The organism is Streptomyces sp. CA-146814 (assembly GCF_050942385.1).
In the GTDB taxonomy this organism is placed as follows: domain Bacteria; phylum Actinomycetota; class Actinomycetes; order Streptomycetales; family Streptomycetaceae; genus Streptomyces.
Genome location: NZ_CP192068.1, coordinates 2,295,860 through 2,308,818 on the forward strand (window position 1 = coordinate 2,295,860; position 12,959 = coordinate 2,308,818).

10 protein-coding genes, 1 tRNA gene and 1 pseudogene are annotated in these 12,959 nt (G+C 72.8%); 3 read left to right on the forward strand and 9 right to left on the reverse strand.

All coding sequences use genetic code 11. The annotated features are described in order from the left end of the window. Positions 1-128: 128 nt before the first annotated feature. Complete coding sequence (locus ACQP09_RS10160; protein ID WP_433397747.1) at positions 129-533, forward strand: globin; 405 nt, start codon at positions 129-131, stop codon at positions 531-533. A 75-nt stretch (positions 534-608) separates the two neighbouring features. Here ACQP09_RS10160 and ACQP09_RS10165 read toward each other — a convergent pair whose 3' ends face one another. The 7 genes from ACQP09_RS10165 to ACQP09_RS10195 form a co-directional block, all read right to left on the reverse strand. Next, on the reverse strand, positions 609-1,328 hold the full coding sequence (locus tag ACQP09_RS10165) for a hypothetical protein (protein ID WP_433397749.1): 720 nt from the start codon (positions 1,326-1,328) through the stop codon (positions 609-611). Next, complete coding sequence (locus ACQP09_RS10170; protein WP_007448086.1) at positions 1,325-1,747, reverse strand: acyl-CoA thioesterase; 423 nt, start codon at positions 1,745-1,747, stop codon at positions 1,325-1,327. Before ACQP09_RS10170 ends, ACQP09_RS10165 begins: the two co-directional genes overlap by 4 nt. 5 nt (positions 1,748-1,752) lie before the next feature. Further along, complete coding sequence (gene ettA / locus ACQP09_RS10175; protein ID WP_404058086.1) at positions 1,753-3,417, reverse strand: energy-dependent translational throttle protein EttA; 1,665 nt, start codon at positions 3,415-3,417, stop codon at positions 1,753-1,755. A 116-nt stretch (positions 3,418-3,533) separates the two neighbouring features. Beyond that, the gene (locus ACQP09_RS10180; protein WP_433397751.1) at positions 3,534-5,096 is read right to left on the reverse strand and encodes a Cys-Gln thioester bond-forming surface protein; all 1,563 of its coding nucleotides are present in this window, start codon (positions 5,094-5,096) and stop codon (positions 3,534-3,536) included. A 188-nt stretch (positions 5,097-5,284) separates the two neighbouring features. After that, positions 5,285-5,758, reverse strand: coding sequence for a single-stranded DNA-binding protein (locus ACQP09_RS10185; RefSeq protein ID WP_433397753.1), 474 nt, complete (start codon positions 5,756-5,758; stop codon positions 5,285-5,287). Between the two features lie 127 nt (positions 5,759-5,885). After that, a complete protein-coding gene (locus ACQP09_RS10190; RefSeq protein ID WP_433397755.1) occupies positions 5,886-7,976 on the reverse strand; it encodes a GTPase in 2,091 nt (696 codons plus the stop codon). Next, on the reverse strand, positions 7,973-9,616 hold the full coding sequence (locus ACQP09_RS10195; protein ID WP_433397757.1) for a dynamin family protein: 1,644 nt from the start codon (positions 9,614-9,616) through the stop codon (positions 7,973-7,975). Before ACQP09_RS10195 ends, ACQP09_RS10190 begins: the two co-directional genes overlap by 4 nt. Positions 9,617-9,956: 340 nt before the next feature. On the opposite strand from ACQP09_RS10195, the gene ACQP09_RS10200 reads away from it, so the two are divergent. Together ACQP09_RS10200 and ACQP09_RS10205 are read left to right on the forward strand one after the other, a co-directional pair. After that, positions 9,957-10,029: transfer RNA gene (locus tag ACQP09_RS10200), tRNA-Arg, on the forward strand. A 196-nt stretch (positions 10,030-10,225) separates the two neighbouring features. Beyond that, a complete protein-coding gene (locus tag ACQP09_RS10205; RefSeq protein WP_433397759.1) occupies positions 10,226-12,142 on the forward strand; it encodes a TerD family protein in 1,917 nt (638 codons plus the stop codon). Between the two features lie 43 nt (positions 12,143-12,185). Here the strand turns inward: ACQP09_RS10205 and ACQP09_RS10210 are convergent, their stop codons facing one another. Then, positions 12,186-12,467 carry a type I-E CRISPR-associated protein Cas6/Cse3/CasE gene (locus tag ACQP09_RS10210; RefSeq protein WP_433406537.1) on the reverse strand — a complete coding sequence of 94 codons (282 nt, stop codon included), beginning with the start codon at positions 12,465-12,467 and terminating at the stop codon, positions 12,186-12,188. Continuing rightward, positions 12,441-12,923, reverse strand: a pseudogene (locus tag ACQP09_RS10215) (DUF7134 domain-containing protein); the annotation flags it as partial. The gene ACQP09_RS10210 and the pseudogene ACQP09_RS10215, both read right to left, overlap by 27 nt. Between the last annotated feature and the right edge of the window lie 36 nt (positions 12,924-12,959).

Consider the following 12,959-nt stretch of genomic DNA (forward strand, 5'->3'; position numbering starts at 1 on the left):
CCTGCGGCGGGACGGCGGAGGCGACCGCACGCGGCCGCACGCGACCGCAGGCGGTCGGACGGGAGGCGGTCCCGGCCATTGGTCCTAGGACCCCTGACCTCGGCCGCCGCGTCTGCGACCATGGACGGGTGACAGAGATTCCGCGCGACACGCTTCAGGAGCAGACCTTTTACGAGCAGGTCGGCGGCGAGGAGACCTTCCGGCGCCTGGTCCACCGCTTCTACGAGGGGGTCGCGGGCGACGAGCTGCTGCGGCCGATGTACCCGGAGGAGGATCTGGGCCCGGCCGAGGAGCGCTTCACCCTCTTCCTGATGCAGTACTGGGGCGGCCCGCGCACCTACAGCGACCACCGCGGCCACCCGAGGCTGCGGATGCGGCATGCCCCGTTCCGGGTGGACCGGGCGGCCCATGACGCGTGGCTGGCCCATATGCGGGTCGCGCTGGACGAGCTGGGGCTGGCGCCGGAGCACGAGCGGCAGCTGTGGGACTACCTGACGTACGCGGCGGCCTCGATGGTCAACACGGCGGACTGACCCCTCCAGCAGGAGAGTCGGCACGGCGGACCGAAACACTCCGGCAGGAGAGCAGCGGGCAGCGGCCCGTCCGCCTCAGCCGTGCCCCACGGTCAGAGCCAGCGACCCCAGCCCGCCGACCGGGTCCCGGCGCAGGGCGACCGAGCCGAACGGGGTCCGCAGCCGCAGCCAGCCGCCCGAGGCGAAGAGCGAGACGGGGAAGCCGGGGTCGGCACGGAGGAAGCCGAGGGACTGGGCGGCGTGGACCGCGCGCAGCGGAAGTTCGGTGGCGCCGACGGGCCGGGACCAGATCTCGCGGCCGATCCGGTCGCGTTCGGCGCGGGTGCGCAGCTCTTCGGGCAGCGCCTCGTCCCGCGTACGGAATTCGGCGACGGCCGCGTCCAGCGCGGCGCGCAGGTCGTCCGGCCGGGGCAGCCCGGCCTGTTCGCGCCAGGGCCCCCGGGGCGGCAGGACGCCGGTCCAGGGCGGCCCGGTGACGGGTTCGGGCAGCGCACCGCCCCGCTCACCCGGCCCCTCCCCGGCCGTATCTGGGGACGGGGACAGGGAGAGGGACTCCAGCAGCTCGCCGGCCGACACCGTGACGTCGAGCGTCTCGGGCCGGGCCAGGCGGGCCGTACGGACGGCGAGGACCTCGAAGGAGGGCGGCCGGCCGAACACGGCCAGTGCGTCGCCGCCGCCCGCCTGCAACCGGACCGCGGCGGCCCGGTCGTAGTGGAGCAGCCGGCCGAGGAAGGCGGCGAGATCCGCCGCCTCCCTCGGGTCGGCGAACAGCAGCGACTGCACAGGCACGGTCATGCCGCGGCGGGCTCCTCTGCCAGGTACTGCTGGAGGAAGAGCTTCTCCTCGGCGGAGATCCGCCGGGGCCGCTCGGCCGCCAGGTCGTACGGGACGACGACGGTCGAGGCCCGTACGTACACCTGGTCGGGGTCCTTGATCTCGTAGGCGATCGTCAGCGACGCGGCGCCTATCTTCGTGACCCACGACTCGACGGTCACCGGCTCGTGCCGGTGGACCAGCGGCCGTACGTAGTCGATCTCGTGCCGGGCCACGACGGACCCGCCCGAGAACGACGGCGAGCCGTCCCCCGGCGCCAGCCGGAACATGAAGTCGATGCGCGCCTCCTCCAGGTAGCGGAGGAAGACCACGTTGTTGACGTGGCCGAAGGCATCCATGTCCGACCAGCGCAGGGGGCAGCTGTAGAGGTGACGAGCCAAGACGATCAGCCTCGCGTGAGCTTCTTGTACGTGGCGCGGTGCGGGCGGGCCGCGTCCGCACCGAGGCGCTCGATCTTGTTCTTCTCGTACGACTCGAAGTTGCCCTCGAACCAGTACCACTTGGACTCACCCTCGTAGGCGAGGATGTGCGTGGCGACGCGGTCCAGGAACCAGCGGTCGTGGGAGATGACCACTGCGGCGCCCGGGAACTCCAGCAGCGCGTTCTCCAGCGAGGAGAGCGTCTCGACGTCCAGGTCGTTGGTGGGCTCGTCGAGGAGCAGCAGGTTGCCGCCCTCCTTGAGCGTCAGCGCCAGGTTGAGGCGGTTGCGCTCACCACCGGAGAGGACGCCGGCCGGCTTCTGCTGGTCCGGGCCCTTGAAGCCGAACGCGGAGACGTAGGCGCGCGACGGCATCTCGACCTGGCCGACGTTGATGTAGTCCAGCTCGTCCGAGACGACGGCCCAGAGGGTCTTCTTCGGGTCGATGTTGGCGCGGGACTGGTCGACGTAGGAGATCTTGACCGTGTCGCCGACCTTGATGGAGCCGGTGTCCGGCGTCTCCAGGCCCTGGATCATCTTGAACAGCGTGGTCTTGCCCGCGCCGTTGGGGCCGATGACGCCGACGATGCCGTTACGGGGCAGCGTGAAGGACAGGTCGTCGATGAGGACCTTGTCGCCGAAGGCCTTCGAGAGGTTCTCGACCTCGACGACGATGGACCCGAGGCGCGGGCCCGGCGGGATCTGGATCTCCTCGAAGTCCAGCTTCCGCATCTTGTCGGCCTCGGCCGCCATTTCCTCGTACCGGGCGAGACGGGCCTTGGACTTGGTCTGGCGCCCCTTGGCGTTGGACCGCACCCACTCCAGCTCTTCCTTGAGCCGCTTCTGGCGCTTCTCGTCCTTGCGGCCCTCGACCTTGAGGCGGGCGGCCTTCTTGTCGAGGTACGTGGAGTAGTTGCCCTCGTACGGGATCGCGCGGCCGCGGTCGAGCTCCAGGATCCACTCGGCGACGTTGTTCAGGAAGTACCGGTCGTGGGTGACGGCGACGACCGCACCCGCGTACTTCGAGAGGTGCTGCTCCAGCCAGTTCACCGACTCGGCGTCCAGGTGGTTGGTGGGCTCGTCGAGGAGGAGCAGGTCCGGGGCCTCGATGAGGAGCTTGCAGAGCGCCACGCGGCGCTTCTCGCCACCGGAGAGGTTGGTGACCGGCCAGTCGCCGGGCGGGCAGCCCAGGGCGTCCATGGCCTGCTCCAGCTGGGCGTCCAGGTCCCACGCGTTGGCGTGGTCCAGGTCCTCCTGGAGCTTGCCCATCTCGTCCATGAGCGCGTCGGAGTAGTCGGTCGCCATGAGCTCGGCGACCTCGTTGAAGCGCTGGAGCTTGCCCATGATCTCGGCCGCGCCGGCCTGGACGTTCTCCAGGACGGTCTTGCTCTCGTCGAGCTTCGGCTCCTGCATGAGGATGCCGACGCTGAACCCGGGCGACAGGAACGCGTCACCGTTGGACGGCTGCTCCAGGCCCGCCATGATCTTCAGCACCGTGGACTTACCGGCGCCGTTGGGCCCCACGACACCGATCTTCGCGCCGGGCAGGAAGTTCAAGGTGACGTCATCAAGGATCACCTTGTCGCCGTGCGCCTTGCGCGTCTTGCGCATGGTGTAGATGAACTCAGCCAAGAGAAACCGTCCGGCAGCAATAGAGGTGTGGGCAGATACACCCCATCTTGCCTGACGTCCATCCCCGGACGGAAACCCGTCCAGGGATGAACAGGTCCCGGCCCGGGGACCAGCCGTTACGCGCTGTGCTGCCGGGCCGCCTGGACCGCTTCCTTCCGGCGCAGGACGAACAGCGCGCCGCCGCCGATCACGAGGAAGCCGACGGCGAGGGCGGCGATCATCGGGGTGGTGCTGGAGCCGCCGGTGGCCGCGAGGTCGCCCTCCAGGCCGGAGGTGGTGGTGCCGGTCGAGGCGGGGAGGGGGTCGCGGGCGGTCTGGGTGTCGATCCCGCTGTCCTCGTCGGCCGGCAGGTCCTTCTCGGCCGCGGCGACGCTGCCGCTGGTGGCGCAGTCCAGCACGCCGGTGAAGTTCTTCCGGAAGCCACCGGGGCCGGTGATGGTGAAGTCGTACGCCTGGTCCTCGGCCACCGGGATCGTCACCGTCTCGGTGTCTCCGGCGGCCACGGTGTGCTCGGCGCCGCCCAGCTCGAAGGTGAAGGGCTCGTCGCCCTGGTTGGCCGCGGTGATGTCGACGCCGCCGGCCACGCAGTTCTTCCGGGCGGTGAGCGCCGGGGCGGCGCCCGTCTTCGCCCAGGTGGCGGTGGCCCGTGCGGAGACCGTGGACTCGCTGGAGCCGGCCAGGATCTGGGTCTGGGTGCGGGTGGTCCCGGCGAAGGCGCGGCCGACCGGTACGGAGGTGGTGGTCTGGACGCTCAGCGAGGCGGAGCCGTCGGCGCTGTCTTCCGGTACGTCGAAGTAGAGGCGGGCGCCGTCGGTGGCGGCGGTGACGGGCGTGCCCTTCTCGTCGGTCACCTTGATGCCGCTCGCCGCCGCGTCCACCGGGGGCGAGACGGAGACCTGGTCCGCGTCCGTACGGACGGTCACCGGCCCCAGCCGCTCCCCGGCCCGGCCGGAGACCGCCGCGGGCTCCAGCGTCAGGGACGCCCGGGGTTCGGCGACGTTGCGCGCGCTCTTCTGCAGCCAGTCGGCGAGCTTCTCGGCCTGCCGGTCCGACGCGGTGACGTCGGCGCCGTCCGAGTAGCGCCAAATGGCGACCTGGGTGCCCGCGGCGGCGGTCCTCTCGGTGAGCGGCCCGGTGCCCGCCGCCTCGGCCAGCGCGGCGAGGTCGTCGACCTGCGGGTAGGAGTGCTGGAGGATCCACCGGATCTTCCCGGCGTTCCGGTTGGCGCCGAGCGAGGTCTCGGCCCACGGGGTCTCCAGGTACTTCGCCTGGTCCTGGGTGGGGTTGTGGAGGTCGATGCAGTACGTCTTGAGCTTGCCGCCGCCGTCCACGGTCATCTCGAAGAGCCCGGCGGGCAACTCCTGCGTGACGTCGGGCGCGCCGTTCTCACCCGGCATGCGGAGCACGGCGCTGTCGAACGTCTTCAGCCCGTCGAGCACCGCGGCCGCGCCGCCCTGGTGCCGGGCCGGGTCGTCGGCGGCCGCCGTGCCCGTCCCGGCGAGGGTGGCCGCCGTGACGAGGCCGGAGAGCAGCAGCGCGGTCACCGGCCGGAGGAAGCCCCGGCCTCCTCGCAGCCGCCCGGTCCCGGAGGCCTCCCCGGCCCGCGACGCTCTGCCACGGACGGTGTGCACCGCCTTCGCGTCGGACGGCGAAGCGGACACTGAAGGCGCAGAAAACACAGAATTCCCCTCCGGGCGGGACCCTCGCGCGTGGTGCGCGTGTGGGGAATGCCCCGCCAGCAGACTCAAGTGACCCATGAGCTCTGGGAATCCTAAGGACCGGGCGAAGCACAGTCCCCCGTACTGCCCCCGGCCAACCATTCCGAATCGGAATCGTTATCGCCGGGCCGCCCCTGCGACCAGCCCTTTCAGGACACGGCCACCTTTTCGGCGGCTCGTTCCGACAGGGCCCGTGACGCGCCGGAACCGTCTTCCGACTCTCCGTCAGCTCTGCTGTGCGAGGCCGCCGTCAGCGCCGGCTCGGTCCTGACGACCCGGCGGAAGGCGGCGGTACCGCGGCTCAGGTCGTGGCCGACCGTGACCGCCTCGACGTCGACGAACGTCCGCCGCCCGCCGTCCCGTTCCTCCTCGCGGACCTTCAACCGGCCGTACACCACCAGTGGTTCCCCGATCGCCACCGAGGCGGCCAGGTTGGCCGCGAGCGTCCGCCAGGCCCACACCGTGTAGAAGCTGGTGGGCCCGTCCGTCCAGAGCTGCGTCTCACGGTCCCGGCGCCTCGGGGTCACGGCAAAGCGAAAGCGTGCCATTCCCCCGGTGGCCGTCTCGCGGAACTCCACCGCCGTAGCGGCGTTTCCCACCAGCGTCACCATCGTCTCGTTCATTTCCCGCCCCGTTTCGGTCGTACCGCTCGATTCCGTCGTTCCGTCGTTCCGTCGTTCCGTCCACCGGCGTACCGATGCACGGACTTCATGGTGGACGCCGGAAGCGAATCCCGCCGGGGCCTGTGGACTACTGGCCGGTTGTGGAAAACTCCGTCACCGCCACGTACCGCTCGCGCACCTCCCGGTACCGCACCAGCTCCGCCGAGACGGGGTCCAGGACCCTGGCCCGGCCGCACCCGGCCGCCGCCTCGCGCAGCCGTCGTTCGGCGTCCTGCCCGTAGCGCCGGGCGGGGCCGCGGATCGCCGCCGCGCAGGACCACTCCACCAGCGGCCCGCCGACGACTCCGGCCAGCATGATCAGGGCCGGGGTGACGAGTCCCGGCTCCAGGACCCCGACGATCTGGCCGAGCAGCCAGAGACCGCCGAAGACCTGGAGCAGCGTCATGGACACCTGGGCCAGCACCGCGGCGGGCCACCACTTCGGCCGGGGCGGCTTGGCCGGCCGCCCGCCGAGCGCCACGCCGGTCGCGGGACGCCGCCCCACCGACGTACCGACCCGCTCGGAACCACCGAACCCACTGGAACCACTGGAACCGCCGGAAGCCTCGGATCCCTCGGACGCCCTGGACCCTTGGGATCCCCTGGACGTCTTGGATCCCTTGGAAGCCCTGGACCCCTTGGTGGAACCGCCTCCCGCAGCCGCCTTCGCCGCCAGCTCGTCCAGCGCCTCCGGCAGCCCCTTCGCCCCGTTGAAGGCCGCCTCGCGCACGGCCTGCGCCCAGGGCGCGGGCAGCCCGTCGGCCGCGTCGTCGGCGACGATCCGGACCGCCTGCTCGACCCGCTGCCGGGCGGTCGGCTCCTCCTCCGGCGGGGCGAGCGCCTGGCCCATCCGGTCCAGGCTGCCCGGCAGCCCCCGGGACTCGTACCATCGCCACAGCCGCAGCCACGGCGTCCCGCACGCGCGCCCCGCGTTCCGGCGCCACTCCCGCTCGGCGGCCTGCCCGGCGGCGGCCGCGCCCACCGCCTCGGCCAGCCGGTCGGTGAACTCCTCCCGGGCCCGCTCCCCCAGTCCCGGCCGCCCCTCCGCCACGTACACCGGACGCAGCCGCGCCGCCGCCGCGTCCACGTCGGCGGAGAGCCGGCGGGTGGCGGCCGTGCGGTCCTGGACGAACCGGCCGACCATCTCCCGCAGTTCGGGCACCCCGTCGCCGGTCAGCGCGGACAGGGACATGACGGTGGCGCCGGGTTCGCCGTGCTCGCCGAGCGCCATGCCGTCCTCGTCCAGGAGCCGGCGCAGATCGTCGAGCACGAGGTCGGCGGCCTCGCCGGGCAGCCGGTCGATCTGGTTGAGGACGACGAAGGTGACCTCCGCGTGCCCGGCCAGCGGGCGCAGATAGCGCTCGTGGAGGGCGGCGTCCGCGTACTTCTCCGGGTCGACGACCCAGATCACCGCGTCGACCAGCGCCAGCACCCGGTCCACCTGGTCGCGGTGGGCGGTGGCGGCGGAGTCGTGGTCGGGCAGGTCGACCAGGACGAGCCCCTGGAGCGCCTCGTCGAACGCGGCGGGCCCGGGGTGCGGCCTGCGGCGGAGACGGCCGGGGATCGCGAGGCGGTCGAGCAGGCCCGCCGCCCCGTCGGTCCAGCTGCACGCGATGGGCTGGGAGGTGGTGGGGCGGCGCAGCCCGGTGTCGGAGATCTGGGCCCCGGCGAGCGCGTTGAACAGCGTCGACTTCCCGCTCCCGGTGGCCCCCGCGATGGCGACGACCGTGTGCCGCGAGGAGAGCCGCTGCCGGGCGGCGGCCTCGTCCAGTACGCGTCCGGCCTCGGCGAGGGTGTCCCGGTCGAGCCGGGCCCGGGAGAGGCCGACGAGTTCGCGCAGCGCGTCGAGCCGGGTCGGGAGAGGGCCGCCGGAGGGCCCGTACGCCTCGACCTGAGGCCGTACGTCGTCGTCCTCGGGAGCGGAACCGGCGGAGCCCGCGTCCGTACGGGAATCGCCGCGTCCGGACGTACCGGTACCGGACGTGCCGGTTCCGGAATCGCCGCCCGCGGACGCGCCGCTCCGCGCATCGACCGCCGCGGCACGCCGTGCGATGAGCCCGTCGTCCCAGCGCCCGGCGTCCTCCTTGCCGGAAATCCCCGGAGCCTCCGGGGCTTCCGGAGCCCCCGCTCCCGCCCCCGCCGTGCCGTTGCCCTGGTCCTCGTCCGTGACGGCAGTCATCGCTGCCACCTCTCCTTCTGCAGTACGGAAAGCGCGGCGATCAGCGCGGCCTGCGGCTCGGGAGCGACGTCGAGCGCGTCGAGCGGCGCGAGGCGGCGGTCGCGTTCGCCGCCGAGCACCTGGTCCAGATAGGTCGTCAGCAGTTGGCCGCCCTTGTCGCGCAGGCGCAGCGCGCCCTGGGCCCCGATGCGTTCGGCGAGCTGCTCGCCGGCCGTACGGGCCCGCCGGCCGCCGAGCAGGGCCGCCGCGAGCAGGGCGGCCACGGTCTCGGGGTCGGGCGCCACGCTGCGTTCCAGCTGCCGCACCTCCTCCTCGGCGAGCTCCTCCAGGACCCGCCGCCACCGCCGTACGGCCACGGCGATCCGGCCCTCGATGTCCTCGGCCGGCCCCCACCCGCCGGCCTCCCGCCCGGCGCCCTCGAACCGGAACACTCCGGCGGCGGGCTCGCGGCTCCACCGCGTACGGATCTGCGCGTCGGCGGCGGAGACGGAGCACTGGAGGAGGGCGATGAGGCTGTCCACCAGGGCTTCGAGGAGTTCGCCGGGCGCGCTGTAGAGGGGGTAGCCGCGCCACCGGGTCCGCGCGTCGCCGGAGAGGACCGCTCCGCTCTGGAGCCGGCGCCGGATGCGGGCGGCCTCCTTGCCGTACGCGTCCTCGACCACGCCGGTGAGCCGTACGGAGGCGGCGTACTGCGCGGCCACGGCCGACGCCAGCTCGGGCATCCGTACGTTCAGCGATTCGATGAGCCCGGAGGCCGTACGCCCCACCGCCTGCTGCCGCGCTGCGGGGTCCTGGGCCCGGTGGGTGAGCCAGGCGCGCAGCGGGGCGACGGCGGTGGTCGGGAGCAGCCCGCTGCCGCCGCCGGCGGACTCGGGGAGTTCGGGGATGGTGAAGCGCGGTACGTCCCCGAGTCCGGCGCGGGTCAGGAGCGCCGCGTACTGCCGGGAGACCTCGGCGATCACCTGGTGGGGTACCCGGTCGAGGACGGTGACGAGGGCCGCGTCGTACTCCTTTGCCGTACGCAGCAGATGCCAGGGCGCCGCGTCGGCGTACCGGGACGCCGTGGTGACCATGACCCAGACGTCGGCGGCGCAGATGAGTTCGGCGGCCAGGACCCGGTTGCGTACGACGAGGGAGTCGATGTCGGGGGCGTCGAGGATGGCGAGCCCGCGCGGCAGGCTGACGGCGGTCTCCACGCGCAGCACGTTCGCGTCGTCGTCCGCACCGGCGCCGAGGTCGTCGAGCCCGTCGGGGTCCCGGGCCTGACCCGGCGGCAGCCAGATCCGGGTGAGCTGCGGCAGCACCCGTACGCCCGCGAACCAGTGATGGTCGTCGGGGTGACAGACCAGCACGGGCGTCCGCGTGGTGGGCCGCAGCACCCCGGCCTCGCTGACCCGGCACCCGACGAGCGAGTTGACCAGCGTGGACTTCCCGGCCCCGGTGGATCCGCCGATCACGGCGAGCAGCGGGGCCTCGGGGTCCTTGAGCCGGGGCAGGAGGTAGTCGTCCAGCTGCGCGAGGAGTTCGACCCTCGTCTGCCGGGCGCGTTCGGCCCCCGGCAGCGGGAGTGGAAGACGCACGGCGGCGACACGGTCGCGCAGGGCGGAAAGTGCGTCGATGAGCTGAGGCCGTACGTCCATGGTCACCACATGCGAAGAATGCCCAATTTTGGCGCCCTTTTGAAGCTTATAGACCCCTCTGCGCGGCGGTTCCACTCTCCGGACAGCCTCAGAGCGGACCCCGGGCAGGCCTCGGGCAGACTCAGGACAAGAGGGACGAGTGGGGCGCAGGCATAACGAGTGCACAACACCCGGGCCGCATGGCGCGAAAAGCTATGCACGATCCGCACTCACCTGCGATTATCGGTTCGCTTCACCGAACCTCCACATCGTGCCACGCAGGTGAAGCAACCGGGTCCAGGCGATCGGAGCCCTATCCTTGTCCCGGCACGGCCACGGAACCACCCGATCAGGGCTCCCGGCCCCCGTAGCTCAGTGGATAGAGCAGGCGCCTTCTAAGCGCTTGGCCGCAGGTTCGAGTCCTGCCGGGGGCGCACCGACCGCACGACCGTGAGGCCCTCCGCACCGGAGGGCCTTTTCGCTGGTCGGGGCAGGTTAACGGGGAGCGGGGTAGCGGCGGCGTAAGGGAAGATCCCGGACCTGGCCCCGGCAGGCCAAGCGCCTTCGTATATCCGGGAAAAAGGCCATTCCGGTTGAGGAGTGGGCACATGCCGGATCATTCTTGCGGGCATGACCCTGAGCTCCCCGTCCCGTGATGTTTCCGGCCCGCGCGATTACGCCTTCGACTGGGCGCTGGTGGATGTGGAGACGTCCGGGGTCGTCGCGCGGCGGGACCGGGTGCTGTCGGTCGCGGTGGTGACCATCGGTCCGGACGGCGAGCAGACCGGGGAGTTCTCGACCCTGCTGAATCCGGGGTGCGATCCGGGGCCGGTGCATGTGCACGGGCTGACCGCCGAGCGGCTGCTGGGGGCGCCGACCTTCGAGCAGGTGGCGGGGCGGATAGGGGCGCTGCTGCAGGACCGGGTCCTGGTGGCCCACAACGCCCAGTTCGACTACGACTTCCTGGCGCACGAGTTCGCGCGGGCCCGCCTGTATCTGCCGGTCTCTCAGCGGCTGTGCACCCTCGCCCTCAACCGGCAGGTGGACCCGCCGGCCGCCGACATGAAGCTGGGCACGCTCGCGGCGCACTACGGCGTACCGCAGACGCGGGCGCACGACGCCCTGGACGACACCCGCGTGCTGGCCGGCATCCTGCGCGCGACGCTCCGGGAGGCCGCACGGCTCGATCTGCCCCTCCCCCTGGTGGCGTGCCCGCCGCGCCAGGACGTGCAGTTCGCGCCTCAGCTGCCCAAGACGCCGTGCGCGTACCGCAATCCGGGGCGGGCGGAGGCGGGCGGTCCGCTCGTGCAGGGCATGAAGATCGCCATCACCGGCGAGACGGCGACCTCGCGCGCGGAGCTCGTGGCGCGGTCGGTCGCGGCGGGGCTGAACGTGATGTCCTCGGTGAGCCGCCACACCAGCGCGCTGGTCACCAACGAGGCGGGCTCGGGTTCGGCCAAGGCCCGGCGGGCGACGGCCGAGGGCGTACCGGTGATCGACGAGCACACGTTCCTGCGGCTGCTGGGCGACGTACGCGCGGGGACGCCGCACCGGGGCGGGGCGGAAGGGGCTGGGGCGGCCGGGGCTGCGGCGTCGGCGTCCGGGGCCGCTGTTGCCGCCCCTGCTTCTACGGCGGCTCCCGCTCCCACCACACCGGTGGCGGTCGTTCCGGCCCCGCGCCGACCGGCCCCAGCAGCGACGCCGACGGGCCGCCCGCTGGCCGGGCGGCGGGTCCTCATACTCGGCGGCACACACCCCGCCGCGGCCGCCGCGCGTACCAGGGTCGTCGAGCTGGGTGGTTCCGCCGCCATCAACCTCTCCCGCACGGTCACCGATGCCGTCCTCCTGCCGGGAGGAGAGGCCGATCGCCGCTTGCGGCGCATGCCGGAGCTGGGGCTCCCCGTCCATGACGAACACTGGCTGAACGCTCCCGGGGCCGCGCCCGCCGCGGCGTCCCCGTCAGCCGGCTCCTCGTCCCCGGAGCCGGAGGCGGACCGTACGCCGTCGCCTCTCGTCCTGCCGCGCGGCGGCGTCGTGGACCTGCCCGCGCCGGGGCAGGACGCGGCACCGCCGTGGCACATCACCGCGGCCTGGGCGCCGCAGGGCGGGAGCTGCGAGATCGACGTCGTCGCCTTCGTGCTCGACGAGGACGAACAGGTCACCTTCGACGAGGACTTCGTCTTCTACGGTGCCCCGGAGAACCCCGCCGGCACCGTACGCCTCCTCACCGACGGCCCCGCCGAGCAGACGATCGCCGTCGACCTCGCCTCGCTGCCGCCCGGCTCCCGCAAGGTGGCCGTCGCGGCCGCCATCGACGGCGAGGCGACCTTCGGCGACATCGGCGCGGTCCAGGTCACCGCGGTACCCGGCACCGGAGCTGCGCCCCTGGCCAGGGCCACCCTGGACGCCGCCACCACGGAACGCACCCTGCTCCTTGCCGAGTTCTATCGCCGCGGGGCGGTCTGGCGCTTCCGCGCGGTCGGGCAGGGGTACGACGAGGGGCTCGCGAACCTGGCACGGGGCTACGGCGTCGACATCGCGGACTGAAGCCGACTCAAACTGACCGAACAGGTGGGCCGGGGCCCGGCCCTCACCGCACCAGCAGCAACCCGCAGCTGTAGGCCTTCCCGTGCCCGAGTCCCCTCGTCAGTGCCCCCACGAACGTCTTCGGGTCCGTCACCGTCAGCTTGCCCCTGACCTCCGCACGGACGAGCCGGAGGCCCTTGTGCGGGGCGGGGCTGGAGATCCGGGGAAGCATGCGGACGGCCAGCTGGTCGGCCGGGGCGTCGGCGCCCAGGCGCGTCAGGCCGTCGGGCGCGACGGATGACTCGCCGGACGGCTGGAGGCGCCGGGTCCGTACGGCCTCGCCCAGCAGCAGCGGTACGAGCGGCCAGACCATCTCCAGGACCGGCAGGCCCTGCGGGTCGACGACGTCCCGGCCCACGAACAGGGCGACCACGCCGGAGGTGGTCGCGGCGATCCAGCCGGTCCACAAGGTGCGGCGGCGGTCGCCGAGGACGGCCACCGTGTACAGCGCCACGATGACCGGCAGGTTCAGCAGCTCGCCGATGTGCCCGTACAGCGCCCATCCGGCGCACGCCGCCCCGGTCACGCATACCACCGGAACGGGCCAGCGGCGGCGGAAGGCCAGCGCCGCGACCGAGACCGCGAGCAGGGCCCAGCTGAGCGCGTCGGCCTGCCGGTAGCCGGGGTCGTTCACCGCCAGGTCGGTGGCGGTGAACAGGCCCACCACCGCCACCACCAGCAGATCCGCGGCGAGCGGCGGAAGGGCGCGCACGCGCGCGGTGAGGCGGTCGAAGGTCGTCACCCCTTCACGGTAGGAGCCGGGTGCGCCGGGCGCATA

Excerpts from the sequence above, each read along its gene's own strand:
- ACQP09_RS10165 (WP_433397749.1), bottom strand. The coding sequence starts at position 1,328 with ATGACCGTGCCTGTGCAGTCGCTGCTGTTCGCCGACCCGAGGGAGGCG.
- ACQP09_RS10185 (WP_433397753.1), bottom strand. The coding sequence starts at position 5,758 with ATGAACGAGACGATGGTGACGCTGGTGGGAAACGCCGCTACGGCGGTG.
- ACQP09_RS10190 (WP_433397755.1), bottom strand. The coding sequence starts at position 7,976 with ATGACTGCCGTCACGGACGAGGACCAGGGCAACGGCACGGCGGGGGCG.
- ACQP09_RS10195 (WP_433397757.1), bottom strand. The coding sequence starts at position 9,616 with ATGGACGTACGGCCTCAGCTCATCGACGCACTTTCCGCCCTGCGCGAC.
- ACQP09_RS10205 (WP_433397759.1), top strand. The coding sequence starts at position 10,226 with ATGACCCTGAGCTCCCCGTCCCGTGATGTTTCCGGCCCGCGCGATTAC.